Annotated in this window: 20 protein-coding genes; 15 read left to right on the top strand and 5 right to left on the bottom strand. The window is 62.3% G+C overall.

Features of this window, described 5'->3' with window-relative positions:
* The first annotated feature begins 5 nt into the window (after positions 1-5).
* The 3 genes from flgK to ISS99_RS01140 are packed head-to-tail and all read left to right on the top strand — an operon-like array spanning position 6 to position 3,908.
* Positions 6-1,907 carry a flagellar hook-associated protein FlgK gene (gene flgK / locus ISS99_RS01150; protein ID WP_204629730.1) on the top strand — a complete coding sequence of 634 codons (1,902 nt, stop codon included), beginning with the start codon at positions 6-8 and terminating at the stop codon, positions 1,905-1,907.
* Positions 1,908-1,909: 2 nt separating this feature from the next.
* On the top strand, positions 1,910-3,154 hold the full coding sequence (gene flgL / locus ISS99_RS01145) for a flagellar hook-associated protein FlgL (RefSeq protein WP_239537540.1): 1,245 nt from the start codon (positions 1,910-1,912) through the stop codon (positions 3,152-3,154).
* A 31-nt stretch (positions 3,155-3,185) separates the two neighbouring features.
* The gene (locus ISS99_RS01140; protein ID WP_204629729.1) at positions 3,186-3,908 is read left to right on the top strand and encodes a methyltransferase domain-containing protein; all 723 of its coding nucleotides are present in this window, start codon (positions 3,186-3,188) and stop codon (positions 3,906-3,908) included.
* Positions 3,909-3,981: 73 nt separating this feature from the next.
* Here ISS99_RS01140 and ISS99_RS01135 read toward each other — a convergent pair whose 3' ends face one another.
* From ISS99_RS01135 to ISS99_RS01125, 3 genes are all read right to left on the bottom strand, one after another.
* The gene (locus ISS99_RS01135; RefSeq protein WP_204629728.1) at positions 3,982-4,236 is read right to left on the bottom strand and encodes a hypothetical protein; all 255 of its coding nucleotides are present in this window, start codon (positions 4,234-4,236) and stop codon (positions 3,982-3,984) included.
* A gap of 148 nt (positions 4,237-4,384) precedes the next feature.
* Positions 4,385-5,320 (bottom strand): bifunctional helix-turn-helix transcriptional regulator/GNAT family N-acetyltransferase, encoded by a 936-nt coding sequence (locus ISS99_RS01130; RefSeq protein ID WP_204629727.1) that lies wholly within the window; start codon positions 5,318-5,320, stop codon positions 4,385-4,387.
* A 65-nt stretch (positions 5,321-5,385) separates the two neighbouring features.
* Positions 5,386-5,916, bottom strand: a complete 531-nt coding sequence (locus tag ISS99_RS01125; protein ID WP_204629726.1) for a lipocalin-like domain-containing protein — start codon at positions 5,914-5,916, stop codon at positions 5,386-5,388.
* A gap of 144 nt (positions 5,917-6,060) precedes the next feature.
* Here ISS99_RS01125 and ISS99_RS01120 point away from each other — a divergent pair, with 144 nt between their 5' ends.
* The 3 genes from ISS99_RS01120 to ISS99_RS01110 all read left to right on the top strand — a co-directional run bounded on the left by ISS99_RS01120 (position 6,061) and on the right by ISS99_RS01110 (position 8,662).
* Complete coding sequence (locus ISS99_RS01120) at positions 6,061-6,426, top strand: SMR family transporter (protein WP_204629725.1); 366 nt, start codon at positions 6,061-6,063, stop codon at positions 6,424-6,426.
* Positions 6,416-6,748, top strand: a complete 333-nt coding sequence (gene mdtI / locus ISS99_RS01115) for a multidrug/spermidine efflux SMR transporter subunit MdtI (protein WP_306482348.1) — start codon at positions 6,416-6,418, stop codon at positions 6,746-6,748. The genes ISS99_RS01120 and mdtI overlap by 11 nt, the downstream gene beginning before the upstream one ends.
* 258 nt (positions 6,749-7,006) lie before the next feature.
* Positions 7,007-8,662, top strand: a complete 1,656-nt coding sequence (locus ISS99_RS01110; protein WP_204629724.1) for an MASE1 domain-containing protein — start codon at positions 7,007-7,009, stop codon at positions 8,660-8,662.
* A 15-nt stretch (positions 8,663-8,677) separates the two neighbouring features.
* Here the strand turns inward: ISS99_RS01110 and ISS99_RS01105 are convergent, their stop codons facing one another.
* Positions 8,678-9,115: a hypothetical protein gene (locus ISS99_RS01105; RefSeq protein WP_239537539.1), complete on the bottom strand. Its 438-nt coding sequence runs from the start codon at positions 9,113-9,115 to the stop codon at positions 8,678-8,680.
* A 188-nt stretch (positions 9,116-9,303) separates the two neighbouring features.
* Positions 9,304-14,301, bottom strand: a complete 4,998-nt coding sequence (locus tag ISS99_RS01100) for a glycosyltransferase family 92 protein (protein WP_204629723.1) — start codon at positions 14,299-14,301, stop codon at positions 9,304-9,306.
* 412 nt (positions 14,302-14,713) lie between these two features.
* Here ISS99_RS01100 and ISS99_RS01095 point away from each other — a divergent pair, with 412 nt between their 5' ends.
* From ISS99_RS01095 to fliG, 9 genes are all read left to right on the top strand, one after another.
* Positions 14,714-15,967 carry a flagellin N-terminal helical domain-containing protein gene (locus ISS99_RS01095; protein WP_204629722.1) on the top strand — a complete coding sequence of 418 codons (1,254 nt, stop codon included), beginning with the start codon at positions 14,714-14,716 and terminating at the stop codon, positions 15,965-15,967.
* Between the two features lie 193 nt (positions 15,968-16,160).
* The gene (fliD, locus tag ISS99_RS01090; protein WP_204629721.1) at positions 16,161-17,636 is read left to right on the top strand and encodes a flagellar filament capping protein FliD; all 1,476 of its coding nucleotides are present in this window, start codon (positions 16,161-16,163) and stop codon (positions 17,634-17,636) included.
* A gap of 21 nt (positions 17,637-17,657) precedes the next feature.
* The gene (fliS, locus tag ISS99_RS01085) at positions 17,658-18,095 is read left to right on the top strand and encodes a flagellar export chaperone FliS (protein WP_204629720.1); all 438 of its coding nucleotides are present in this window, start codon (positions 17,658-17,660) and stop codon (positions 18,093-18,095) included.
* Positions 18,092-18,403 (top strand): flagellar protein FliT, encoded by a 312-nt coding sequence (gene fliT / locus ISS99_RS01080; RefSeq protein ID WP_204629719.1) that lies wholly within the window; start codon positions 18,092-18,094, stop codon positions 18,401-18,403. Before fliS ends, fliT begins: the two co-directional genes overlap by 4 nt.
* 119 nt (positions 18,404-18,522) lie before the next feature.
* Positions 18,523-19,110: a PilZ domain-containing protein gene (locus ISS99_RS01075; RefSeq protein ID WP_204629718.1), complete on the top strand. Its 588-nt coding sequence runs from the start codon at positions 18,523-18,525 to the stop codon at positions 19,108-19,110.
* A 353-nt stretch (positions 19,111-19,463) separates the two neighbouring features.
* The gene (locus ISS99_RS01070) at positions 19,464-20,921 is read left to right on the top strand and encodes a sigma-54 interaction domain-containing protein (RefSeq protein WP_204629717.1); all 1,458 of its coding nucleotides are present in this window, start codon (positions 19,464-19,466) and stop codon (positions 20,919-20,921) included.
* A gap of 36 nt (positions 20,922-20,957) precedes the next feature.
* Positions 20,958-21,293 (top strand): flagellar hook-basal body complex protein FliE, encoded by a 336-nt coding sequence (fliE, locus tag ISS99_RS01065; RefSeq protein ID WP_204629716.1) that lies wholly within the window; start codon positions 20,958-20,960, stop codon positions 21,291-21,293.
* An 82-nt stretch (positions 21,294-21,375) separates the two neighbouring features.
* A complete protein-coding gene (gene fliF, locus ISS99_RS01060; RefSeq protein ID WP_204629715.1) occupies positions 21,376-23,067 on the top strand; it encodes a flagellar basal-body MS-ring/collar protein FliF in 1,692 nt (563 codons plus the stop codon).
* Entirely contained in the window at positions 23,057-24,073 is a 1,017-nt protein-coding gene (gene fliG / locus ISS99_RS01055) for a flagellar motor switch protein FliG (protein ID WP_204629714.1), read from the top strand. Before fliF ends, fliG begins: the two co-directional genes overlap by 11 nt.
* The last annotated feature ends 83 nt before the right edge of the window (positions 24,074-24,156 follow it).

Below are 24,156 nucleotides of genomic sequence, written 5' to 3'. Positions count from 1 at the left end.
GCTTCATGTCTTCCAGCATGCTCAATATCGGCATTTCCGGGTTGAACGCCGCCCAGGTCGCGCTGAGCACGGTCAGCAACAACATCGCTAACGCCAGCACCAGCGGCTACAGCGAGGAAAGCGTGCAGCAGGTGGAAAGCGTCACGCAGAGCAACGGCATGTACACCATCGGCAGCGGTGTGGACGTGGTGTCCGTGCAGCGCGCCTATAGCCAGTACCTGACCAGCGCCTTGTGGAGCAGCAACAGCAGCCTGCAGAGCGCCACCACCACCAACACCCTTACCAGCACGCTCAATGGCTTGCTGAGCAACAGCGGCAATCTGCAGACGGCGCTGGACAACTTCTACGGCAGCTTCAGCAACGTCGCCAATTCGCCCAGTTCCTCGTCGGTGCGGCAGGCGGCCCTGGGCAGCGCGTCGTCATTGGCCAGCGTATACAACACGCTGGGCCAGCAGTTCAGTCAGCAGTCGACGCAGGTCAATCAGCAGATCGGCAACACCGTTACCAGCATCAACAATATCGCGACGCAGATTGCCTCGCTGAACGGCCAGATCGCCGCGCAGACCGGCACCAGCGGCGCGCCGAACAGCCTGCTGGACCAGCGCGACAGTCTCGTGCAGCAGCTTGCCGGGCTTACCGGAATCTCCGCGGCGACCAACAGCGACGGCTCGATCAGCGTGTACACCTCGGCAGGTGGAACCCTGGTCAGCGGCGCGCAGTCGTACGCGCTCTCCTCGGGTGCCAATCAATACGACCCGGGCAGCACCGACGTATTCGACAGCTCCGGCAACGACGTCACCTCGCAGATGAGCGGCGGCACCCTGGGTGCGCTGATCAGCTATCGCAATACCGTGCTCGAGCCCGCGCAGAATGCGCTGGGCGAGTCGGCGATCGCCCTGGCGTCCAGTGTCAACGGACAGCAGGCGCAGGGTTTGGATCTCAACGGCCAGCAAGGCCAGGCGATATTCAGCGTCGGCTCGCCGGCGGTGTTGCCCTCCAGCAAGAATTCCACCGACGGCGCCACCGTCAGTGCATCGATCAGCGACGTATCGCAACTGACCAGCTCCGATTACGTTCTCACTTACACCGGTGCGGGCACCGGCACCAACGGCTGGAGCCTGAACACCACCAGCGGACAAAGCGTGGCACTGACCGCGAATGCCAATGGCAGCCTGTCCGCCGATGGACTCACGCTCAACGTCTCTGGCACGGCACAGAAGGGCGACAGCTACGAGATCGAACCCACGCGCAACGCGGCAACGTCGCTCGCCGTCAGCATGACCAGCCCCAGCGGCATCGCCGCGACGTCTGCGCTGGCCGCGACCGCCGCCACCAGCAATACGGGTACCGGCGTGGCAGGCACGGTGAGCGTCACCAATTCCGCCAATGCCAACCTGCTTTCCGGCGCCACCATCAAATTCGGCGCAGGCGGCACGTATACGATCACCGACGGTGCCGGCAACACCACCAACGGTACCTATACCGCCGGTCAACCGATTACCGCCGATGGCTGGAGCATGAGCCTTACCGGCACGCCGGCGAGCGGCGACAGTTTCACCGTCGCAGCCAACACCAGCGGCCTCAACGGCAATGCCAACGCGCTGGCGCTGGCGTCGCTTTCCGATACCGGTGTGCTGGATGGCGGCAAGACTTCGGTGGTGACCAGCTACTCCAACCTCACCACGCAGATCGGCGATGCGGGCAGCTCGGCCAGTTCCGATCTGACCACGCAAACCAATCTGTACAACCAGGCGGCGAGCAACCAGCAAAGTCTGGCCGGCGTGAACCTCAACCAGGAAGCCGCCAACCTGGTGCAGTACCAGCAGGCCTACCAAGCCTCGGCGCAGGTGATCTCGACCGCGCAGCAGTTGTTCTCCAGTCTGATCACCGCGATACAGGACGGCTAATCATGATGCGCATCTCTACGAGCTGGATGTATCAGCAGTCGCTCAGCACCATGCTCAACCAGCAGGCCGAGCTGTCGCAGACGCAGAACGAGGTCAGTACGGGCAACGCGATCAACGTGGCTTCCGACAATCCGGTCGGCGCCGCGCAGATCGTCGGCCTGAACCACATCCTGGCCGAAAACACCCAGTACACCACCAACATCAACAGCGCCAACACGCGGCTGTCGACGGAGACCAGTACGCTCAGTTCGGTCAGCAATCTGCTGAACAGCGTGAACGACGTCGCGCTCAGCGCGATGAACAGCGCGATGTCTCCCACCGACCTCAGCAACATGGCGACCCAGCTTTCGCAGTACCGCGATCAGCTGGTGCAGTTGGCCAATACCAGCGACGCCAACGGACAGGCATTGTTTGCAGGCACCAGCAACACCACCTCGCCGTTCGTGATGAACAGCAGTTCCGGTGCGGTGACCTATGCCGGCAACGATGAGACGTCGTACGCGGCGGTCGGCTCGGGCCTGCAGGTTGCCAATGGCGATCCCGGCTCCTCGTTGTTCATGAACCTGGCGGCCGGCAACGGTTCGTTCGTTTCCAGCGCGGGCAGCGCCAATACCGGTACCCTGGTCGTTGGCGCGAACAGCGTGGCCAGCACCAGCGCTTTCCAGTCTGCGACGGCGTCCGGTCCGATCAACGACACCATCACCTTCGGTGCCAATGGCACCTATGCGGTGACAGATGCGGCAGGCAACCCGGTTACCGACAGCAGCGGCAATCCGATCACCGGTACCTACACCGATGGCGGCAGCATCAGTTTCGACGGCATGTCCATCACCATGAGCGGCACGCCGGCGGCGGGCGATACCGTCAATGTGCAATCGGATTCGGCGGCGAACACGCAGGACGTGTTCACCACGCTCAACAACATGATCAATGCGCTGCAAAACGGTGGCAGTTCGGCGCAGTTGAGCAATACGCTCAACCGCCAGCTCGAATCGCTGAACCAGGCGATGAGCAGCGTATCCACCACGCAGGTTGCCGTGGGCAGCCGCATGGATACCTTGCAGCAGCAACAAACCGATTACTCCGATCTCGGCCTCACCTATCAAAGCGCTCTGTCGGACGTGCAAAACGTGGACATGGCGACGGCGATCAGCAATCTGTCGCTGCAATCGACCGCCTTGCAGGCGTCGCAGCAGGTGTTTGCGAAGGTGCAGGGTACGAGCCTGTTCAATTATCTGCAGGGCTGATGCCTGCGCACACTATTTCTAGAGCAAAGCCATGTTGCGACAAATCGTCAAGGATTATGAGGTCATCGACCCCATCGTCAATTCCACGCTGATGCCGGCGGGCGAATCGGCTTCGCCCAAAGAGCTGATCTTTCACATCCTGCAGGACAACGCCGCCAAGGTGCAGGTGCTGGATATTGGGTTCGGCAAGGGAAATCTTGGCGAGGTGATCAAGGCCAATCCGCAGACCGCACACTGGTCGGTGGACGGTGTCGACGGTTTCGAAGGCAGTTGCAACCATCCGGCGTTGTTCGAGCGGAAAATCTATCGCAACGTGTGGCACGGCCTGGCGCAGGCGGTGCCGTCGGATCGCTTTGCCCAGTACGACATCATCTGCCTGCTCGACGTCATCGAGCATCTGACGGCCGATACCGCAAGATGGTTGCTGCGTACGCTGTTGACCAGCATGGGCCCGAATGCCTTTTTGTTCGTGAGCACGCCGCTGTGGTTCTATCCGCAGCACAGCCAGCAGAGCGGCGATCTGGAAGAACATCTGATCGGCGTGCCAGCCAGCGCGATGATGGCGCTGACCCCGGTGATGTATGCGATGAACCATCCGTTGATCGGCGGATTCGTGCTCAGCAAGCGCAGCCTCGATTTCATCGAGTTCTTCCAGCCCACTACCGACAAAAGCTTTTCCTATGAAAAGGGCCTGCACGTGGCCAATGCGGTCGGTTTCCAGGGCGTGCCGGGCAAGTTTTTCAGACTGGGTTGAGCCTCAGGGGAGAAGGGCTGGGTCGCAACGCACCGGCCTTTCTCCCGTTTCCCAACTGCGCCCCGGCTTGGGATTACTGCGCCAGCGCTGCGGAAATCTTGCCTTCCAGCAGTCCGCCTTTGTCGTCCGCCAGCAATTTGTCGAGCGAAGGGCGATCCAGGATCGCCAGCGTATGTCGCAGCCCATGCGATGAGCAGAATGCGGGCGCGAAGCCGGGTCCATAGATCAGCCGAAAGATGCGGATCGGAATTTCGCCGTATTTGTTCGCTATCTCATGCCCTTTGAAATCCTGGCGAAGGCAGGCATGCGTCGATGCTCTGTTGCCCATGGCGGGTCCCCTGATTTGCACGGCCGAACGGCTGGCTGCAGGTATATCCATACACGAGGCGTGCCAAATAGACGGCTTTTTACGGGGGTTGGCCAGTTTTTTTGAAAAATAACCCCGGATTCGGCCAGTCCGGAAAGCAAGCCGTGCCTCAGAAGGTAAGTGTCCACACCTGGCCAACCATGTCGTGGCCAAAACTGTGGTGCCGCTCTTGCGAGGCCAGCGAAAAGCCCGCCGCCTGGTAAATGCGCCGCGCCGAGACGAGCACGTCGTTGGTCCACAGCATCATCTTCGCGTAACCGGCGCTTTTGGCAAAAGCGATGCATTCGTCCACCAGCCGCTTGCCGACGCCGAGGCCGCGTCCCTTCGGATCGACCAGCAGGCAGCGCAGTTGGGCTGTATCGGGGTTTTCGGCATGGCGCACCACGAAAACGCAGCCGACGCGTTCGCCATCCGCTTCGGCAATCCAGCAGCGTTCTCTGGCCGGATCGTGGCGGGTGGCAAATTGCGCGAAGAGCGTGGCAACCAGCGCCTCGAATTCTTCGTTCAAGCCGAATTCGTCGGCGTAGAGGCGGCCGTGGCGTTCGATCGCCCAGCCAATGTCGCCCACCCGGTGCGTGCGGATGACGACCTGCGGGGTGTGTTCGGCAGACGACAGCAACTGTTGCACGTCTTTCATCGAAGCAAGCAAGCGCTCGCGGCGTGCGGCGGAGAGCCGCGACAGATTGGACGCAGTGAGCTCATGCGATGCGCGATCCAGCGAACGAAATGCCTTGCGTCCTGCCGGTGTCAGCGACAGCACCCATTGCCGTCCGTCCTGGCTGGAGGGTGCCCGTGCGATCAATGTCTGCGCGATGAAGTGCTGCACGATACGGCTGAGGTAACCGGCATCCAGGCCGAGCACTTCGCCGATTTCCGCGGCGGTGGCGGATTTGCGGGTACCCAGCTCAAACAGCACGCGCGCCTGGGTGAGGGTATAGGGGCTGGCGAGCAGGCCTTCGTCCAGCACGCCGATCTGGCGGGTATAGAACCGATTGAAGCTGCGGATGGCTTCCGTTTGTTCGGCAAGGGCGTCTGTAGCAGCCATGGGGTACCTCCCGATCGAGAGACGGAAGGTACGCCCATGTAGTTGACTGAGTCAACTATCGTGACTCAGTCCAGTTTCTGCCAGGTGACTTCGCCGTGTGCGCCTTCCGCCGCGCCGCTGCTGGGTTTGGCCACGATGTAGGTGAGCTGGTTGCCGTTGCGGGTGTAGTGCTCGCTGCCGCCACGGCCGTTCCAGTTGGGGAAGGAGGCCTGCACGATGTGCGTGGTCATCTGGTCGCCCTGGACGCTGACGCTGCCGAAATGCGAATTGCTGTCCAGCGAGGCGGCACGGTATTCCTCGGCCGTGCCCTTGGATTTGTCTCCGGATGCGAACGGCATGCGCTGCATGCGCGCGATGTGCATCATGTAATGCCCTTGGGCATCGATCATCCACAGACCTTGCGGATTGTGTCCGTACAGTTCGACCCGGTGGCCGTCGGGATATACGTTGTCGCAACTAACCAGCGTCCAGGTGCCGGCGAGCCACGTAGGCACCTGGGCCGAAGGCATGGTGGCGGCGGAGTCGGCGTGCGCGACGGGCGCAGCAAAGGTGAGCGCCAAGGCACCCACTACGAGGAAATGTGCAATGCGATACATGGGGAGGGGATTCCTGTGAGCACGGGTGGTGCTGGCGTAGGCTATGTCCGCGCGGCATCGTGCAACACTGGGGAAAATGTATTTCAGTGATTGCGAATCGCCATGATCGCCATGGGGTTCGCCGCGGCGAAAAGGAGTCCTCACGTGCGCCATTGGCTATTCATGGGCTGCGCCATCCTCACCGAGGTGATCGGCACGCTCGCCATGAAATACGGCAGCAGCCACGATGCCCACCTGCTGGGATTGGGCGTGATGTACGCGATGCTGGTGGTTTCCTACACCACGCTGGCCCTGGCAGTGGCGCGCATTCCCCTGGCGGTGGCGTACGGTGCATGGGAAAGCCTGGGCCTGGTGTTGATCACCGCGTGCAGCGCGTGGCTGTTCGGCGAATCGCTGGGCATCGTCAAGATGGTCGCGATCGGCGTGATCATCGCCGGCATCGTGCTGCTGGAACGCGGCACCGAGGAACAACCGGGCCAACCCGCGGAGGGGCACGATCGTGCTGCCTGATTTCGCTCCCATCCACGCCCTTTACCTGGCGGTGGCCATCGCGCTGGAAATTGCCGCCAACGTGCTGATGAAGTTCTCCGAAGGCTTTCGGCGCAAGTTGCCCGCAGCAGCGGCGATCCTGTGCGCCCTGGCGGCGTTTACCGCGCTGAGCTATGCGATCGAGGGCATCCAGCTTTCGGTGGCCTACGGCGTGTGGGGCGGCGTGGGACTGATCGCCACGGCCATTCTCGGCATCACGCTTTTTGGCGAGCGGTTGCGCCCGTCAGGCTGGCTGGGCCTGCTGCTGATCACCTCGGGCGTGGTGCTGCTGAAATTCACCTGATTGCGACATATTGTCGCAGTTTGCCCTGTCGGTGCACCGTGGTCCTGCCTGGGGCCCCGTGGCGTCGCAGCAATGCATCGAAGATTTTGCTAACTGATTGATATCAAACAAACAAAGGAACGGATCCCTGTAACATGCAAAATGTGCGACTCACGCCGATTTCACGCCTTGAATTGTTCCATAATCCATTGAATTTAGAAGCACACAGACGGCCACTCAGCGGGTTCAAAAAAAGCAGTTCTACAAGGGGCGCGGAGCATGGGCAAGGTATTCCAGAGAAACGAGTGGCTGGCGCAAATCGGCGTTGCGGTCGGTTATGCGCTGCTTTATCTCGCCACCAGCCCAATTTCGACGTCTCACTGGCCCATCCATGCAGGCTTGCGTTTTGCGTGCCTGTTGCTATTTCCCTATCGCTACTGGACTGCGTTGCTGATCGGCGAAGCAGTTTCAAATGGCTATGAGGTCTATACCTGTCTCGATACGTTGGGTCTGGCCTGGGTACTTGTCCGTGCCATTCCTCCCATCTTGCCGACCATGCCTGTTGTTTGGTGGTGCCGGACCAAGATGCCGCCTTTCCCCGCCAAGCACGTGGTGGACATCAAGGCGCTGATCATCTGCATCTTGCTGAGTTCGGCTGCCGGGATGATCTACAGCACCGCCGCTTACCCATTGCTGCCGGATGCCGTGCGTCCGTCTCTCCCCATCGCGGTGGCCGCCATTGGCTTCTTTCTCGGGCCGTATCTGGCGATCTTGTCCGTAGTGCCCTGGGCAGTGATGGCCAAACTCGACTATCGCCCAGGTCAACTGCGCGAACAGGGACGGAGAATCCTGGCGAGCAAACTGTTTCTCGATACGATTGCCCTGCTGGTTCCTGCCGTAGTGATCCTTTCGTGGCTGGGGGCAGTGGGCAAGGATCAACAGGTGAAGGAAGTGGCTTCCGTTGCCATGTTCCTTCCGATGGCCTGGCTGACACTCAAGCACGGCTGGCGCGCAGCGGCGGTGAGCTCGACGCTCGCGATAACGGTCTTCTCCTTGTCGATCTCGATACTCGGCGATTTTGACTCGGTAACCTACGTCACGCAGGTTTGCTTGGCGATTTGCGCTACCAGCCTGTTTGCACTGGGTGCACGCATCAGTGCCCAGTTGATTCAGGAGCAGAAGGAACGGCTCAGCGCAATGAATGTGCAGCGCCTTGCGCGGCAGACGATGCAAGCCGGTGAGTTGCGCATGCGCAAGACGTCTCAGGCGCTGGAGTACCTGGCCGGCACGTTGCACGTGAACAATAGCCGTCTGCTCGAGCAGATGCGCCGCATCGTGCCGAACATCGAAAGCCACGCCTTCTACAAGCAGGCTGTTGCAACCCAGACCCAGGTCTATCGGCTGGCCGAAAGCATGCATCCGGTCGCTTGGCGTGACCGTGGCTTGCCCGCAGCCCTCAATGAGACCGTGGCGCGCGCTCTTGATGAAGCCGGTATTGCTTATCGTTGTGAAATTACCGGGCGGGGCTTTACGCGCATGGCGCCTTCGGTACTCACTGCGACTTATCGGGTGATATGCGAAGCCATCGTGTATGCCACGTCGCGCTTGGCTTGCAACCGCGTTCGGCTGGTGCTGCGCGGCGGCGAAACCCATGGCAGGCGGTGGGTGGTGCTTCGCGTCGAGGGCGTGCTCGAGGACACGGGGGTTGCCAACGCCGTGTTCTATTCCGAAGAGCGGCAGCGGCTTGCCGCAAAGCTCGGTGCGAGTACGCTGGAACTACCGGAATTGCGCGACCACGTAAGTATTTTTGACGGTGTCCTTCACATGCGTACGCCGAGGGACAAGTTGAGACTGACGGCTATGCTGCACGATGTGCCGCAAGAGGCGCAGATGTCGGCAACTACTTCCGCTCCTCTGCGCCTCTGGGTCAAGTAGTTCTTATCTCTGGGTTTAACCGCCACCCGTGCAGCCCGCCGGGCAGGACATCGCGCTGAACATCATGGTCCCGTCGCTCTTGGGAGTTGCGGTGACCGTGGTGGTGGCGTCGCTGTAGACCGTCTGAGTGCTGGAGTTCGTTGCGGCCGTCGGTGCAGTCGTCACGTTCTGCGAATCAACACCCATCGGAAGCACGGCGGTCGCGTTGTTGACCACTGCCACGGCGGCATGCACGGTGCCGTTCAGATCGTTGACCTGCACGTATTTCACACCGTTCATGACGAACACATAGACGTGCCAGTTCGGGCTGGCGCTGACGTCGGCGGCATTCGGCCAAGCCTGGCCCAGCCCGTTGGAGGGCGTGGCAGTCTGGGCAGACGCCATCGAGCTTGCACAAAGTGCAAACAGGCCAGTCAGTGCAGCTCTGCGGATAAAACGTGTTTTCGTGCGCATGGGGTTTCCCCTGGTAATTGGTAGTCGTCTACCGGAAACGGCAATGTAACAGGGGAAATGTGCGCAGAAGCACAACACCGCGCACGAAAGCGAGAATGTTCAGCGGGCCTATAGCACCGGCTCGTCTTCACGTTTTGTTGACGCAATGCGCCAGCGGCGGCCACATCGCATTTGTATCGTTCAAACCGTCAATTCGGCAGCCACGCGTTGCGCCAATCCAGCAATTTGTCCTCGCTGAGCATCCAGTCCTTGCACACGGCGTCCTTGAGCGCGTCGCCGGCTAGCGCGGAGGCGTCCAGGTCGTCCAGGTGCATGCGGATCGCCGCGACCCACTCCTTGTAGCGGTTCTTGACGCGGGTCACCGGCAGGCCGTTCTGGTAGCTGACGATATCGGTGCAGATCACCGGAAAGCCGCAGGCGCCGTATTCCAGCAGGCGCAGGTTGCTCTTGCATTCGTTGAAGGCGTTTTCTTCCAGCGGGGCCAGGGCGAGGTCGAGATTCAGCGAAGCCAGCTTGCGCGGGTATTCCTCGATCGGCACACCGTTGTGGAATTCGTGGATGTAGGGACGCAATTTGTCCGGGCACATGCCGAAGAACACCCATTCCACTTCGTCGGCGAGGTCGCGCACGACATCGGCGATCAACTCCAGGTCGCCGCGATGGCTGGACCCGCCGCCCCAACCTACGCGAGGCTTGCGTCCGGCACGGCGCTGGCTGGCTGGCAGGTCGCTCCACCAGTCGGTCGGCAAACGGTTGTGCACCACGCGGATGTCGGAGTGGAAGCCCTTGAACTGTTCGGCCAGGGCGTCGGTGGAGACCACGAAGCGGTCGACCGTGGATAGCGAGCGCCGCAGCGATTTGATCACGTCCTTGGGCATCAGGCCGTGGAAGTGGCTCTTGATCGGAATCTGGTGGATCAGGTCGTCCAGCTCGAACACCTTGAAGGCGCGCGAGTAGTCGCGATAGCTTTCCAGCAGCTTGATTTGCTGGTCGGTGATCTGGCGTTGCATCACCAGCGAGGTAGGCTGGAACCGTTCCATCGCCACCGGCGAAAGATGGATGCCGGCAATCATGCCTTCGGCAATGCCGTGGCGCTGCATGCCCGAGAACGGCTGCATGATGCGGTAGTGGCCGCAGCCGTGCTGATCGGCGGCCACGCAGAACATGCGCGGCAGCAACGGCTGGGTGAACGGCTGCCAGCCCTTGCCGCGGTGCGCATCCAGTTCAAAGCCGGCGCCGTCGATGCTGAGGTTGACGCTGTAGGCCGGGTCGCGCGCGAGCAGGCGCAGCCACTTGCGGTACATCGCGCCTTGTTCGCCCTGGAAGCGTTTCTGCTTGGCTTCCTGCGCGGTCGTGTCGACCTTGGTCTGGCTGACGCTGCCCACGTGCATGAGGCGCGCGTAGGGCGTCCACACCGTGAGGTAGCCGGCCTGGTTCACCTTCAGGCACAAGTCGACGTCGTTGTAGGAGACCTTGAAATCCTGCTCGTCGAGGCCGCCCACTTCCCGATACACCGACGAGCGGATCATCAGGCAGGCGGCGGTGACGGCCGTGTAATTCTGGTCCACGCGCAGACGGTGCATGTAGCCGTCCGACTCCATCGGCTGGCCGATAAACGGATGATCGGCGGGGCCGCGCAAACCCAGCACCACACCGCCGTGCTGGATGCGCCCGTCCGGGTAATGCAGCTTGGCGCCGACAATGCCCACTTCCGGGCGCTGTGCGTGGTTGAGCAGCGCTTCGATCCATTCGCCGTGCAGCACCGCGGTGTCGTTGTTGAGCAGGATCAGGTATTCGCCGCGCGCCTGCGCCGCGGCGAAGTTGTTGATCGCCGAGTAGTTGAACGGATGCGGATAACGCAGCACGCGGATCTGCGCGCTGTTGAGGCGTTCGATGCCGTCGAGGTAGGCACAGGCTGCCGCCTCTTCGGTGTTGTTATCGACGATCAGCAGCTCATAGTTGGTGTAGGTGGTCTTGGACAGCAGGCTGTCGATCAGGCCGTTGAGCATCGGCAACTGGTCTTTGGTCGGCACGATGATCGACACCAGCGGCTGCCGCGCGTGCTGGTACACCACGCGGTTGAAGCCGGGCAGCGTGCCGGGTTCCAGCGTGTGCGCAACGCCGATGCGCCGGAGATGGTCGGAGACGATCGTCGCGCTGTGCGCTTTCACCGAATCGGAAGCCAGCCAATGCGTATAGGGCAGCGCGGCGTGATACATCATCTCGCCTACGTGGCCGATGGTGTGCAGGCCGTCGGCTTCGAGCAGGCGGAACAGCAGGTCGTGGCCGGCCATGTCGCCGTACTGCTCGTTGAAGCCGCCCAGCGTCAGGCAACGCTCGCGTTTGAAAGCGAGGGCGCGGCCCGCGTAGGGATAGCTGCGCAGCATGTCGAGGTTGAAGTCGGGCTTGAAGATCGGGTTCTCGAACGCGCCGTTGCCGTGCGTGTCTTCGTCGAAATAAATCGCGTGCAGGTACCTCTGCGAGGCGGCGCGCTCGGCAAGCAGCAACGAGGCGGCGGGGTTGAGCACGTCGCCGGCGTAGGCCAGCTGGATCCAGTCGGCATCGCTTGCAGCGACGGCCTGGTTCAGTCGCGACATCAGTGCGTCGTCGCCGGAAAGGACGGTGAGCTGATGATGCGGATAGTGCTGCGCGTCCAGGCTGGCCTGGGTGGCGGCTACGGCCGTCTCGTTGTTTTCCGTGTCGATCAGCAACACCTGGATGCGCGGCGGCGCACCGAGTTGCTCGATGTGGCGAAGGGCGCTGGCAATGGCTACGTCGCTCAGCGTCTGCTGGGCCTGCCAGTGCTTGTAGAGATTGGAAGGCGGAGGCGGAATCAGCCAATCCGGCAGCACTTTCAGGTGGCGATCGGTGCGGTTCCAGCAATCGCCCTCGTGGATTTCGCGGGCGAAGGATTCGTTGATATTGCGACCGTGCCCGATCCATTCGGCGGAAGCATCGATCAGCAAGCGCTTGCAAAGCCAGGTGACGCGCTCGATCGGCGAGCTGATGCCCAGCAGCGTTTCCAAGCCGCTTTCGTAGGCGATCTGCCACAGGCCGACGTACACGGGAATCTGTTTTTCGATCGGCTGGCGCGCGCGCCACTCGCCGCCGCGGAAAGCCATGCCGCCGTCGGCATCGATGGCGATGTTGGCGGGCAGGGCATCGAGCCATTCGGCGGGAATCTTGTCCTCGTCGTCGGCCTGTGCGTAGAGCAGCGCGCCCCATTGGCGCAGCAGGGCGATCAGGCGGTCGCTGCGTTGCGCGCGAATGGCTTTGCGGATTTCCACCAGCAAGCAGCGCTCGGCGGTGTACGGGTATGGAGCCAACACCTGCTCGAAGCCGGCGGTGCTCCAATACTGCTCTCCCAGCAGGTGGCGGGGCGCCACCTGCACGGCGTCGGCCTCGCGCAGATAATCGGTCACTGTGTTGAGCGCGGGAATGCGATTGTCGGCAAAGCTTTGCGCCAGCACGTTCGCGCGCAGCGGTACGGCAACGCCCGGGCGGCGCGCCACCAGCCACGCACCGGGTGCGTAATGTTGCAGCGTGCCGGCATCGCGCTGTTGAGACCAATGCACGGCTTCCTCGTCGCCGTGGCGCAACAGCGCACGGCGCGAAACCAGTTCGTCCACGCGCAAGCCGGTGGCAAGCGCCTGGTCGGCGATCAATACTTCGGGAAGCTGCGCATCCGGAAAGGCAAGCCGTGCATCGATGTCGAGCAGGCCGGCCGCGCGCAACGCGGCTTCGAGCTCGCTGCGCGTGGGCAGCGAGCGGTCCTCGGGTGTAGCCAGGCGATTGCCGCTGGAGAGCAGCAGCACGCCGTCCGGTTTCAGGGCACCGGCGGCGCTGGCGATCGCTTCGCGCAACGCTTCGCCGCGCGGCCAGGCTTCGGCGTATTCGTTGTAGCCGTTGAGGACCACCACGTCGTATTCGGGACGCAATTCCAGCTCGCGCAAGCTGGCCTGGAACACGCGGGCATTCGCTTGCTCGCGCAGGCGTGCAGCGGCCACGCGTGCCCAGTGCGGCGCGAACTCGATGGCATCGACCTGGCAACCACGCTCGATCCATGCCTGCGCAAGCACGCCGCCGCCGCAACCGATTTCCAGCACGCGGCTGCCCGGCGCGATGCCGTCGAAGGCCTGCAGCACGTTGGCGCGCCGCGGCGACAGGTGCAGGGCGCTGGTGCGGCTGTGGATTTCCTTGGCCAACTCCGCCGAATAAAGGCTGGTGTCGCCGGCCTGGTGCATCAGGTCGAACAGACGGGTGGCCGTGTCGTGGATCGCCTTGTGCGCCGGGCGATTGCGCAGCGGCGAATGCAGCACGCCTTCGTCGTTGCGCACGAAGGTTTCCAGCGGCCAACGCAGCGGCAGCACGCCCAGTTGCGCAACCACGCGCAGCACGGTGTCGTCGTGCACTTCATTGAGAATTTTGTCGTGCGAGAGGAATTCGTTCCAGTCGCGCTCGCCTTCGCCGTCGGCCAGGCCTTTGGCGAATTTGTAGCGGCATTCCTCTTCCGACTTGCTCCAATAGTGATTGATGCGCAGATGCTCCACCGACACCTTGGCGGTGAACGGGCCCTCGATGGGCTGTCCGTTCTCGTCGACGGCACGCGCGTCGTTGGCATAGTGCATGAAGTGCGGATTGGTGCAGCCGACCATCTTGGATGGTTGCACGATGCTCTTGATGTGCGAGTTTTCCGAACGGTAGCTGCCGTCGGGCAGGCGCAGGTGAGGGTAGGGCAGGCCGCTTTCCAGCTGTCCGCGGCGCAGGAAGTTTTCCAGCACGCCGCCCTTGGGTTTTTGCTCGTGCCCGGCGGAGCCGAACATCACCCAGTTGACGCCCACGCCGGGATGGTCGGCATAGCCGGCCAGTACGTCCGGCAACAATTGCGCCTTGGGCGAGAACAGGAACTCGTCGACGTCGATAAAGGCGAGCCAGTCGGTTTCGTGGCCGTGATTTTTCAGGCAGTGCTCGTAGGCCTGCTTCTGGCTGTGTTTCTGCGGCCATTCGTGCAGTACCACGGATCCCGATTCCACGTGCGCTTGCAGGGCATCGAGATAACGGTCGGAGCTGTTGTTGTTGTAGAGGTAGAAACGCTCCACACCCATCATTTGATGGAAATCGACCCATTCGCGCAGGTACGCCGCCTCGTCCTTGAAGATCGCGCAGATCGCAAGCACACAACGCATTTGCCTTCCTCACCTTATCTATCTGTGTGACACGGGCCGAAGCGTCAGAAATCCGACGCTTCCGGGCTTCCGCGCCGGATATGCGAGGTAAGGAGCAAGCTTGGTGCCAATGGGCGAAGAGCAAGTGGAGAGGAGCGAGAGAAACGCCGGGATGCGGGTTGCTGCGGCCTTTTCTCACTCCTTACTTCTATCCACTCGCTCCCGAAGGCCTGCCGTCGACAGCTCCGGCCAAACCTTTAGGCACACTCCATCACATTTTTATCGCGCATCTCTTTGCCGCCACTGAAATTTTTTTGCATCGGAGCGCTTAAGTATTCCCTCCGGACGCCGAAAAAGTTCCTGAGGCGGACGGCACAGCAGTCACTGGACCCCGCCGGCATGAGTACAAACTTACCGGTTCCAGGAGACTTCCATGTCACTCGTTCTAAACACCAACATTTCCTCGCTGCAGGCTCAGAACAACCTGACGGCTTCGTCCAGCTCGCTGAGCACCGCGACCGAAGACCTGTCCTCGGGTCTGAAGATCAACAGCGCCGCTGACAATGCTGCCGGCTATGCCATTTCGCAGCGCTTCCAGACCCAGATCGGTGGCCTGAGCCAGGCCAGCCAGAACGCCAGCGACGCCATCAACCTGGCGCAGACGGCGGGTTCGGGCCTGAGCCAGATCACCTCCAACCTGCAGTCGATCCGCGATCTGGCCGTGCAGGCGGCCAACGGTACGTACCAGGCTTCCGACCGCTCGGCGATCAACACCTCCGTGCAGCAGTACCTGTCGGAAATCACCCGTATCGCCAACCAGACCACGTTCAACGGCACCAACGTGCTGAATGGTTCGACCAGCAGCTTGTCGTTCCAGATCGGCGCCAACGTTGGCCAGGCGATCAACGTGCAGCTGGGCCAGGGTGTCACCTCCAGCCAGATGGGCCAGGTTTCGGAAGTGTCCACCGGCGACATCAGTGGCGCGTTCCTGAATGCTTCGGGCGCTTCCGGTGCTTCCATGAGCCTGAGCGGTCTGTCGATCACCGGTGCAGACGGCACCTCGTTCACCTTCTCTGGCAGCGTCACCGCCAGCAGTGCGCAGGACGTGGCCGACGCGATCAACGCGGCGGGCATCGATGGCGTCAGCGCGGCTGTGAACGCCAGCGGCGGTATCAACATCTACTCGACCGGTGAGCTGGCGGTAAACGGCTCGGCAGTGACCGGTGCTTCGGCCGCTTCTGCAGCCTCCGGCGGCTTCGCCAACCTGACCTCCGGTGCCATTGCTTTCGGCGCCAGCGGCGTGGGCAGCGCGGCCAGCGGCTTGGCAGCCACCGGTTCGGCCTACACGGCCGGCAACGTGATCCAGGCTTCGGGTTCGCTCAACGGCGGCGACGTTTTGACGGTGGATGATGCCAACCAGCTGATCTCGCGCGTCGATGCGGCCCTGGCTTCGGTCAGCACGTTCTCCAGCACGCTGGGTGCCGTGCAGAACCGCTTCCAGTCCGCGATCTCCACGTTGAGTGCACAGCAGACCAACCTGACGTCCTCGCAAAGCTCGATCCAGGACACCGACTTTGCCGCGGAAACGGCCAAGTTGAGCCAGTCTCAGGTGTTGCAGCAGGCGGGTATCTCGGTGCTGGCAACCGCCAACTCCGAACCGCAGAACATCCTCAAGCTGTTGCAGTAACAGGTACGACCGGCCATGGCGGAGATCGCCATGGCCGGGATCTTGCTTTAAGGGATCTGGCGGCCGCGTTGGCCGCCAGAAAACTTACTCGAGCGGCAGGTAAAGCTTTCACCAAGGGTGTGGGTTTTGCCAGCGGCTTGGCGGATCGACGATCGAACACCGCGATCCGAAAAGCGACTTTGCGAGGCCTGACATGAGCAGCATTTCAAGCGTTGGAAGCACCTCTAGTGCGCTGTCGAGCGCCATCACCAGTTCTGCCGCCACCGGCAGCACCAGCTCCAGCGGTACCAGCGGTGCGGGTGCGGCGAACATCTCCGGTACGGGGCTGCTTAGCTCGCTGGGCCTGGGCTCCGGCCTCGATGTCAACTCGATCATCAGCGCGATGGTGAATGCGGCCGAAGCCGGCCCGCAAGCGCAGATCACCAATCAGACCAACTCCGACAACAATCAGATCGCCGCGCTCACCGGCCTGAGCACGGAGCTCAGCGGCTTGCAGTCGGCGCTGTCGGAACTGACCTCCAGCTCCACCTACCAGACTTACAACGCCACCTTTTCCAGCAGCGGCTCCACCAGCATCGGCACGGCGACCACGCTGCCGGATGCCTCGCCGGGCACCTACAGCATCAGCGTGAGCCAGCTGGCCACGGCCCAGACTCGCACCAGTAGCGCCTATAGCAGTAGTACCGCGATCGGCGCCGGTTCGCTGACCATCGGGGTCGGCAGCAACAGCATGAATATCTCGGTGTCGTCCACCGATACGCTGCAGAGCATTGCCACCAATATCAACAATGCCACCAACAATCCGGGTGTCACGGCCACGGTGGTGTCGGGCGTGAGCGGCGACCAGCTGGTGCTGACATCCAGCAAGACCGGCGTCGCCAACGGTTTCACCATCACCGCGGGCAGCGGCAGCAGCAGCGGCCTGAGTTCGCTGGCGACTGCGCTCAACACGCCCGGCAGCAGCGAGGCGAACGACGCCAAGCTGACCGTCGACGGCATTGCCGTGACCAGCGCCACCAACAGTGTCAGCGGCGCCCTGACCGGCGTGACGATGAACCTGACCGCGACCGGCAGCTCCACCCTGACCGTGGCGCAAAGCACCACCCCCATCACCACGGCGGTCAACGATTTCGTCACCGCCTATAACGCCTATAACTCTGCCGTAAGCCAGCTCACCAGCTATAACTCCACCACGCAGCAGGCCGGTATTCTGCTGGGCGATCCTACCCTGGCGGCCATCCAGAGCCAGATTTCGCAAGCCATGAGCAGTACGGTGTCGGGCAACAGCATCGGCACGTTGGCGAGCCTGGGCATCACGCGCAATACCGATGGCAGCCTGACGCTCAACAGCAATACGCTATCCACGGCGCTCAGCAGCAATCCGTCGGCCGTACAGAATCTGTTTTCCAGCACCAAGGGCATTGCCACCCAGCTCAGCAGCCTGGTGACCAACTACAACAGCAGCACCGGCATCCTGCAAACCAAGATCAACGATCTCAATTCGGATGTCAGCAACCAGCAGACCCAGCAGACCGCGCTCAATGCGCGCATGGCCGTCTATCAACAGCAGCTGGTCAAGCAGTACACCAATCTCGGTACGCTGATGAGTTCACTGAACAACACCAGCTCTTACCTCACCGCGCTTGGCAAACAAAGCAGCAGCAGCTAATCAATTGATGAAGAGAGCGCCATGAGCTACGCATCGATGCGAAATCCGAGTGCGCTGTACCGCCAGACCAAGGCACAGGGCAGCATCGAAGGGGCCGATCGCCATCAGCTGATCGCCATGCTTCTGGATGGCCTGGTCGACCGGATCAGCCAGGCCCGCGGGCACATCCTGCACAAGGACATTCCCGCCAAAGGGCAGGCCTTTTCCAAGGCGATCGGCATTCTGGGCGAGTTGCGCCAAAGCCTGGACCACAGCGTCGAGCCGACGCTGACCGGCCGGCTGGACAGCCTCTACGACTACATTACCCGTCGCCTGCTGCATGCCCAGGTCAAAGACGATCTGCGTGCGCTGGACGAATGCGAGCGCCTGATCGCACCGATCCGCGATGCCTGGCATGCGATCCGCGGAGAATTCCTGGCCGGACAGGCGCAAGCCAAGGTCCAGGCGGTGGCACCTTGAAAAAGGGCGCGCATCCCAACGTGCAGCAGGCCCTGCGGGTGACCCAGGAAATGCTCGATGCGGCCAATGTCGGCAACTGGGACCGCGTAAGCCAGCTCGACGCCGAGCGCCATCGCTTGTTGCAAACCTGGAAGCCGGTTGCGGCGACCCCGGCGGACCGCGACGCGATCACTGCGCTGCAAAACCACAATCAGACCTTGATGGCGCACGCCGAGGCCGCGCGTGCGGCGGTGAAGCAGGAACTGGATCAGCACCAGTACAACCATCGCGCGCTCGCTACTTATATATCTTCCGCCTCGCTGCGTTGAGACGTCGGGTATCACGATTTGAAAAACTCCCCCAAGCGGCTCCTTCTGCCAACGGGAGAGGGCCTCATAATGGCCACGAACCGCGATTGAGCGGTCACGTGCGGCGCGAGGAGTCGGCGATGCAGACTGACGAAAAATGGCAGCAGTTTTCCGAGCGAATGGCCTACGAAGGGGCGCTGCACGTAGCGATCGAGCCCTTCGAAGCCACGCTCGACGCGGTGGCGCACTGCAATGAACGCAGTCTTCACGTGTTGCGCACACTGGCTTCACTCGACGAACGGCGCCAGGAGAACGGCAGCGAAGTCGACGATCCGATCATGCTGGAATTGCAGCGCATGGACAGCAAGATCAATGTCCTGCTGGATATCGTCGATCGCCTGTTGATGCCCGTTTCCCTGCTTCCGGCCCGCCACGTGGTGCGTTTCAACGCCGTCGGCGTAAGCGTGCCGGAAAACCTGCTTCCGCCCGGCGACTCCTTGCTGGTGCGCCTTCATTTCGACACTTGCCGCGCGCTGGCGTTGGAGCTTCCGGCAAAACGCGGACGTCCATCTGGCGACTTGCACGCTTTCGTTTACTTTTGTGAATTGAGCGAATTGGTCGAGGATGGGTTGGAACGTTTCGTTTTTTGTCACCACCGCCGAAAAGTGGCAGAAGCGCGCATGACGGCCGCTATAGAAAATGTGTCGGACAGCAAGCGCGGAATGTGATTGTCATCACGCGATGGCATATCCGGGGCGACGATTTTTCGGCTTGCATACGTATGCACGTGAAGACGTTGACGCCTGAATTCAGGCGAGCGCCAGTCGATCTAATCGACCTAAATCATTGATAAATGGGGTGTCCGCCAGTCAACGATCTGTGAATTCATCGAGGTATGGAGCGCGAAGCGCGTCACGAAACAGACGGGGTGACGTGACGGAGCACCAACTCTTTGGCGCTCTTCTTGCTGCATTGGCACACGTGTCACGACGGATACCTGACACACAGGGGACAACGCGACTTTGGATGGGAATCGCCGTTGTTCGTCAGCAGTCGTAGTAACGCAGCCGGACCCGTGCACATGCCAAACAGCAACGTACTCATCATCGAATCCAACGGTACCCGCGCCGACATCGTGACGTCGGCCATGCAATTCATGGGATACGTCCCCCAGCGATGGGATGCTTCCGTGCCGGCCGATTCGATTACGCACGATTGGCGTGCGGTTTACGTTGGCGGCATCGAAGACGACGAAGCGTGCGAGCAGGCGCTGGCCTCGCTCGACATGCCGGCGGACCAGGTGCTGGTGCTGGTCGGCGCCGATTCGCCGCAACTGCAGCGCCTGACGCGCGGTGGGTCCACCTATGCGGCACAGATTGAAGTGCTCGACTTTCCGCTGCGCTACGAGCGCCTGGCCGAAGCCGTGCGCCGTGCGCCGACGCCGCGCGTGGCGCCTTCCGCCGCGCCGCTGAAGCTGGTCGGCGGCTCCACCGCCATGGGCCGCGTCAATGCGCTGATCCGCCAGGTGTCGCCGTTCGATTCCAGCGTGCTGGTGCTGGGCGAATCGGGTACCGGCAAGGAAATGGTGGCGCGCGCCATCCACGACTGCTCGCCGCGCCGCGACAAGCCGTTCGTGGCCATCAACTGCGGCGCGATCCCGGCCGAGCTGCTGGAAAGCGAATTGTTCGGCCACGAGAAGGGCGCGTTCACCGGCGCCATCAGCACCCGCAAGGGACGTTTTGAAATGGCCGAGGGCGGTACGCTGTTCCTCGACGAAATCGGCGACATGAGCCTGCCGATGCAGGTGAAGTTGCTGCGTGTGCTGCAGGAGCGCATGTATGAGCGCGTCGGCAGCAACCGCACGCAGCGCTGCGACGTGCGCATCATTGCCGCCACTCACCGCAATCTGGAGTCGGCGACCGCCGAAGGCCGCTTCCGCGAAGACCTCTATTACCGCCTCAGCGTGTTCCCGCTGGAAATGCCTTCCTTGCGCGAGCACCTGGACGACATGCCGGAGCTGATCTCCGAATTCAACCAGCGCCTGCAGCGCCGCGGCCTCAATATCGTGCGCTTCAGCACGAGTGCCCTGCAGGCCATGCGCCAGCACACCTGGCCGGGCAACGTGCGCGAACTTTCCAACCTGGTCGAGCGCCTCGCCATTCTTTATCCGAACGGCGAAGTGCGTGCCAACGACCTGCCGGAAAAATATCGCGGCGTGCAGCCGATCGACGAAGGCGGCAGCATCCTGCGCGCCATGCTCGACGGCCAGAACAAGCCCGCGTCCGCCCAGGGCCGTGGCCTGATGGACACCGAAGTGCTGCTGCCCGAAGGCGGCGTCGATCTGAAAGATCACCTGGCCGACATCGAAGTGGGCCTGATCCGCCAGGCGCTCGACATCACCGACGGCGTGGTGGCGCACGCAGCGAAGCTGCTGCACATGCAGCGCACCACGCTGGTCGAAAAACTGCGCAAGTACGGTTTGCAAGCCTGCGCCCGCGCTAACGATGCGTCTCCGCAGAGTGGCACGGCAGTTGCTTGAAGCACCACATAACCGATCAAGCGTTGGAAAACCGACATGAGCCAGATTGACGTCAACAGTGTGCTTTCGCAGATGCGCGCACTTGGTGCGCAAGCTTCCGGTGTGCTGCCTGCCAAGGCGTTGCCTGCGGCAACGGGTGCAACACCGGCAGTGGATTTCGGCACGGTGTTCAAGCAATCCCTCGGCTCGGTCGTTGCGCAGCAGAACGAAGCGCAATCGCAGATCAGCGCTTTCGAGCGCGGCGATCCCGGCGCCGACATCGTCAAGACGTCGATTGCAGGACAGAAGGCGGACCTGGCGTTTCGCGGCCTGGTCGAAGTGCGCAACAAGCTTACCGATGCGTACACCACCATCATGAATATGCCGGTCTAAATCCCCAGCGTCATGCCGGCATGCGCCGGGATGACGCGCCAAAGACCATCGTTCCACCACCCACGGATTCGTTTCTCGCCTCATGGCCGAAAACACTGTCACCACCACGAACGAGACGGCGCGCATGGACTCGCTCAAGAGTCTGCTGCGCAATCCGACGACGCGCCTGCTGATGTTGCTGGTGGGTGTAGCGGCGGCCGTGGCGCTGGGTGTCGCCATCGTATTGTGGTCGCGCGGCCCCAATTTCGCGCTGCTGTATGCGGGGCTCGATCCGAAAGACGCCGCCGCCGTGACACAGGCCTTGCAGACCAGCGGCACGCCTTATCGCCTGGGACCGGACGGCGCTTCGATTTCCGTGCCCGCCGACGTATTGGCCGATACGCGCTTGCGCCTGGCCAGCCAGGGTCTGCCACAGGGCAGCACGGCCGGCGGCACTGCGCCGCAGAACGATTCGCCGTTCGGCATGAGCGACATGGCCGAAAACGCGCACTATCAGGAACGGCTGGAAACCGATCTGGGCAATACCATCGCCGGCTTGCAGTTCGTGCGCGCCGCGCGCGTGCACCTGGCCTTGCCCAAGCCGTCGGCTTTCATTCGCGACAATCATCCGGCCAGCGCATCGGTTTTGTTGACGCTTTATCCGGGCCGCCAGCTCGACAGCAGCCAGGTGGCCGCGATCGTGCACCTGGTTTCGTCCAGCGTGCCGGACCTGGACCCTTCGCAGGTGTCGGTGGTCGATCAGCAAGGTGCCTTGCTCACCGTTTCCGATCCCGACAGCCCCAGCGCAGTAGGCGATGAGCACATGCGGCTTACCACGCGCATGGAAAACGGTTACGCGCAGCGCATCGAAGACTTGCTTACGCCGCTGGTGGGGCAGGGGCGCGTGCGAGCGCAGGTCGATGTGGATCTGGATTTCAGCCAGACCGAAAAAGCCAGCGAAAGCTACGACGGCGCCAATCCTGCCTTGCGCAGCGAGCAGACCAGCAGCGAGCAAAAGGCCGATGGCGGCGCAGGCGGTGTGGCGGGCGCACTCAGCAACCAGCCGCCGAACACTGTGGCGCAGCCGACCGCGGCCAAGCCCAATGCCGGTACGCCGCCCGCTGCCAATGCCGCCGCGACGGCCGCCGCCAAGACTTCTTCCACGCCCACCGACAGCTCGTCCAGCTCCACGCGCAACTATGAGCTGGGCCGCACCATCAGCCACGTCAGCGATCCTGCAGGACGCCTCGTGCGCCTGACCGTGGCCGTCGTGGTGGACAACAAGCAGGCGCCAGACGGCAAGGGCAAGAGCGTGCCGCTGTCCGCGCAGGAACTGCAGCACCTCACCGATCTCACCAAGAACGCCGTGGGCTTCAGCTCGCAGCGCGGCGACAGCGTCAGCGTGATCAACCAGGCGTTCTCGGATCAGCCCGTTGACGATGCGCCGTTGGCCCAGCCGTTCTGGCAGCGTCCCGGCATGCTCGATCTGATCAAGCAAGGCGCGGGCATTTTGATCGCCGTACTGATCGCTTTCGGCTTGCTCAAGCCCATGCTGAAGGGCCTGCTGCGCGGAGCGGAGCCGATGCCTGCATTGGCCGGCCCGATTCCCACGGTTTCGGTGCGCATCAACGACGACGTTCGCGACGAGCGCGAAGACCAGGTGCGCATCTCCTCACCGCAGATCCAGAGCATGGCGTACGAACAGAAGATCGGCCTTGCGCGCAAGCTGGTGCAGGAAAATCCGAAGCAGGTAGCGCAGGTCGTGATGAATTGGGTAGGCGACGATGGCGGCTGAGCACGGCAACACCATACTCAGCGGGCCGCAGCGCGCAGCCATTCTGCTGTTGACGCTGGGCGAGCAGGACGCGGCCGAGGTGCTCAAGCATCTCAGTGCGCGCGACGTGCAAGCCGTCGGCACCGCCATGGCAACGCTGAGCAATGTTTCGCGCGACCAGGTCGAGTCCGTGCTCAACCGTCTCAACGACGACATCGGCCGCCAGACGGCGCTGGGCGTGGGTACCGAGGATTACATCCGCAAGATGCTGGTCAACGCGCTGGGCGAAACCAAGGCCGGCAGCCTGATTGACCGCATTCTGCTCGGCCGCTCCACCAAGGGCCTGGAATCGCTGAAGTGGATGGAAAGCCGTGCCATCGCCGAAATGATCGGCATGGAACATCCGCAGATCATCGCGCTGGTGCTGGCGCACCTGGAGCCGGACCAGGCTGCCGAAGTGATCGGCTACCTGCCGGCGCGCACGCGCAGCGACGCGGTCATGCGCATCGCCAATCTCGACGGCGTGCAACCGCAGGCGCTCAACGAACTGGACGAAATCATGGAGCGGCAATTCTCCGGCACGTCGTCCAAGCTCAAGTCGGCAAGCGTGGGCGGCCTGAAGGCGGCCGCGGACATTCTCAACGCGATGGAAACCTCGCGCGAAACCGAATTGATGACGGCGATCCGCAGCCAGGACGCCACCCTCAGCGGCAAGATCGAAGACCTGATGTTCGTGTTCGAAGACCTGGCCGACCTGGACGATCGCAGCATGCAGACCCTGCTGCGCGAAGTGCCGTCGGCGCGCCTGATCGTGGCGTTGAAGGGGTCCGAGCCGGCCGTGCGCGAAAAGATTTTCGCCAACATGTCCAAGCGCGCCGCCGACATGCTGCGCGACGACTTGGAAGTGAAGGGCCCGGTCAAGCTCAGCGAAGTGGATGCCGCACAGAAAGAAGTGCTGGGCATTGCGCGCAAGCTGGCCGATGACGGACAGATCAGCCTGACCGCCAGCGGCGACGAGTTTGTGTGATGGTGGTCTTGCCATCACGCGGTAAATCCACGTTCTCTCCAGTCCTTCCCTGCACGCAGGAGAGGGAACTGCAACGCGAGGCA

The organism is Dyella mobilis, assembly GCF_016904945.1.
In the GTDB taxonomy this organism is placed as follows: Bacteria; Pseudomonadota; Gammaproteobacteria; order Xanthomonadales; family Rhodanobacteraceae; genus Dyella_B; species Dyella_B mobilis.
Note: the sequence above shows the minus strand (reverse complement) of the source record. Positions and strands in the feature narration are given on the sequence as shown.

What these genes read in the sequence shown, in the direction of transcription:
- fliD (WP_204629721.1), top strand. Translation starts at nt 16,161, where the DNA reads ATGAGCAGCATTTCAAGCGTTGGAAGCACCTCTAGTGCGCTGTCGAGC.
- ISS99_RS01105 (WP_239537539.1), bottom strand. Translation starts at nt 9,115, where the DNA reads ATGCGCACGAAAACACGTTTTATCCGCAGAGCTGCACTGACTGGCCTG.
- ISS99_RS01110 (WP_204629724.1), top strand. Translation starts at nt 7,007, where the DNA reads ATGGGCAAGGTATTCCAGAGAAACGAGTGGCTGGCGCAAATCGGCGTT.
- fliG (WP_204629714.1), top strand. Translation starts at nt 23,057, where the DNA reads ATGGCGGCTGAGCACGGCAACACCATACTCAGCGGGCCGCAGCGCGCA.
- ISS99_RS01140 (WP_204629729.1), top strand. Translation starts at nt 3,186, where the DNA reads ATGTTGCGACAAATCGTCAAGGATTATGAGGTCATCGACCCCATCGTC.
- fliE (WP_204629716.1), top strand. Translation starts at nt 20,958, where the DNA reads ATGAGCCAGATTGACGTCAACAGTGTGCTTTCGCAGATGCGCGCACTT.
- fliS (WP_204629720.1), top strand. Translation starts at nt 17,658, where the DNA reads ATGAGCTACGCATCGATGCGAAATCCGAGTGCGCTGTACCGCCAGACC.
- flgL (WP_239537540.1), top strand. Translation starts at nt 1,910, where the DNA reads ATGATGCGCATCTCTACGAGCTGGATGTATCAGCAGTCGCTCAGCACC.
- ISS99_RS01130 (WP_204629727.1), bottom strand. Translation starts at nt 5,320, where the DNA reads ATGGCTGCTACAGACGCCCTTGCCGAACAAACGGAAGCCATCCGCAGC.
- fliF (WP_204629715.1), top strand. Translation starts at nt 21,376, where the DNA reads ATGGCCGAAAACACTGTCACCACCACGAACGAGACGGCGCGCATGGAC.
- flgK (WP_204629730.1), top strand. Translation starts at nt 6, where the DNA reads ATGTCTTCCAGCATGCTCAATATCGGCATTTCCGGGTTGAACGCCGCC.
- ISS99_RS01100 (WP_204629723.1), bottom strand. Translation starts at nt 14,301, where the DNA reads ATGCGTTGTGTGCTTGCGATCTGCGCGATCTTCAAGGACGAGGCGGCG.
- ISS99_RS01070 (WP_204629717.1), top strand. Translation starts at nt 19,464, where the DNA reads ATGCCAAACAGCAACGTACTCATCATCGAATCCAACGGTACCCGCGCC.
- ISS99_RS01125 (WP_204629726.1), bottom strand. Translation starts at nt 5,916, where the DNA reads ATGTATCGCATTGCACATTTCCTCGTAGTGGGTGCCTTGGCGCTCACC.
- ISS99_RS01075 (WP_204629718.1), top strand. Translation starts at nt 18,523, where the DNA reads ATGCAGACTGACGAAAAATGGCAGCAGTTTTCCGAGCGAATGGCCTAC.
- ISS99_RS01135 (WP_204629728.1), bottom strand. Translation starts at nt 4,236, where the DNA reads ATGGGCAACAGAGCATCGACGCATGCCTGCCTTCGCCAGGATTTCAAA.
- ISS99_RS01095 (WP_204629722.1), top strand. Translation starts at nt 14,714, where the DNA reads ATGTCACTCGTTCTAAACACCAACATTTCCTCGCTGCAGGCTCAGAAC.